This is a genomic window from Paraburkholderia ultramafica (assembly GCF_902859915.1).
In the GTDB taxonomy this organism is placed as follows: Bacteria; Pseudomonadota; Gammaproteobacteria; order Burkholderiales; family Burkholderiaceae; genus Paraburkholderia; species Paraburkholderia ultramafica.
On record NZ_CADIKK010000124.1, the window covers coordinates 1 to 2,075 of the forward strand.

1 protein-coding gene and 1 pseudogene are annotated in these 2,075 nt (G+C 57.6%); both read right to left on the reverse strand.

Annotation, left to right across the window (positions count from 1 at the left end; all coding sequences use genetic code 11):
- Positions 1-99: 99 nt before the first annotated feature.
- Positions 100-1,344 (reverse strand): group II intron reverse transcriptase/maturase, encoded by a 1,245-nt coding sequence (ltrA, locus tag HV744_RS36430; protein ID WP_217469224.1) that lies wholly within the window; start codon positions 1,342-1,344, stop codon positions 100-102.
- A 530-nt stretch (positions 1,345-1,874) separates the two neighbouring features.
- Positions 1,875-2,075: pseudogene (locus HV744_RS36435) on the reverse strand (IS6 family transposase); the annotation flags it as partial.

A 2,075-nucleotide genomic window follows, 5' to 3' on the forward strand; every position in this document is an offset into this window, starting at 1 on the left:
TTGCCTCGAATCTTCAGATAGGGGTGAGTAGACCCCAGGAATTGCGCCTGAAGTCTCTCGCAGAACCGTACGTGACACTCTCGCGTCATACGGCTCCCGTTATCCAACCTGTGCCCCTTGAAACTGCCAGTGCACGAACTGTCGCGGGTAGGCCTTCTTCATCTTGTGCAACCACTCCTCACTGCGCCGTTTGTGCCGTCGCAGTGTCTTGTACTTGCGCTGGGCCCAGCGCACGAGCTTGCGGTCCAGATACTGACCGAGTCCGTGCATTGCCGTCCGATAGAAGGCCCCGTAGTAGTTCCACCAGCCACGTATCGTGGGATTACATTGCTCGGCCAGATCGACCAGTGACCCTGATGTTTGACGGGGCAGCCGCCACCGCCGCGCCGCCTGTCTCATCCGTTTCAGAGCAGCAGGACTCACGCCGGGCAGAAAGCTCGTTGAGAGCCGCCCGGACTTGGTTAGCACCCTTCGCGGACGAAACAGAAAGCCCAGAAATGTAAAAGTCACATTCGGGTAGGCCTCGTTGCGGCTTCGGTCCTTGCAATACACGATCTTCGACTTCTCAGGATGCATCTGCAACCCGCATTCCGCCAGCCGCGAGGCAATGGCATGCATGACTTCCTGCGCCTGCGCCTCGCTGCGGCAATGGACCACCGCATCATCGGCATAGCGCGCAAAGAGACATTGCGGAAAGTACCGCTGCATCCATGCGTCAAATGCATAGTGCATGAACAGATTCATCAAGATCGGGCTGACCACACCGCCCTGAGGTGTACCTCGCACCCGTGGCAGTCTCGCCCCGTCCGCAGTCTCGAACGGCGCAGTCAGCCACCGCTCGATATACAGCAGGATCCAGTCCGCCTTGATGTGCTTGCGTACCGCCTTGAGCAGGAGGCCATGATCGATCTGATCGAACGCCGCCTTGATATCAAACTCCACAACCCAGTCGTATTTCCAGCAACGCTCGCGCGTTACCGCAATAGCCTGTTTCGCCGATTTGCCCGGCCGATACCCATAAGAATCCTCATGGAATATCGGATCGAGTAGCGGCTCAATCAGGAGCTTGACAATAGTCTGCGCGATTCGATCCGACACGGTGGGCACACCCAGCTTTCTGGTACCACCCTGGGCTTTCGGTATCTCAACCTGCTTCACGGGCGGCGGGAAATATGACCCCGACGACAACCGGTTCCACAGCTTGTACAGATTGCCCGAAAGGTTCTGCTCGAACATGGCGATCGTTTCATCGTCCACGCCTGCAGCACCCCGATTGGCCCTCACCAGCTGATACGCTTCCCACACCGTGCGCTTCGCAATGCAGTACGGTTTCGTTGAGGTCATGTCACTCATCCCCGACATGCAGGTTGGTGACCTTCGTCAACAGGATAACGCCGCCCCTTCGCTCCACCCTCATTACAAGGGCTTCAACACTACTACGGGCAGCTCCGCCCCTCGTTGCGGCATCGGTTTTCTTTCTCATGGTGTTGGCCACTTGTCATTTCCCTTGACATCCGCAACAAGGTTCTCACGTTCCATACTGAAGCCTGTGTTGAGCTCATGCCGCCTCTACGCCGGCTGCCGTCAGGTCCGTAGGCAGGTATCGTCCTGACTGATCCTGGGGCGACGAGATGACCCCAGTTTTGACAGCGCTTTGACGAGTTAACGACGCATCATCGAACGGTTTGCTTTCGCTCATCTTCCCAACACGTACCTGCCATCCTGATGGATGACTTTTCCTCGGTCGCTCACCACCACGCCTTTTGAACGCAGCAGCACCGGGCGGTTTGAAGCCTGCTCCCGCAAGCCGGCTTCGGGAGACCTACTCCCATCTTCAGTACAGCACCACAAGCTCTCACTTGTGTTCGTGACACACTCTCGTCAACGCGCCATGACCGCCCTGTGGGTATCCCAAAACGATTCCAGCGCTTGACGAACTCCGGTGTAAAGCGCTTTACCCAACGCATGATCGTGGTGTGCGCCAGCACCAGTCCCCGCTCGGCCATCATCTCGACCAGGTCCCGCAGGCTAAGCTTGTAGCGAAGGTACCAGCGCACGCACAGAACAATGATCTC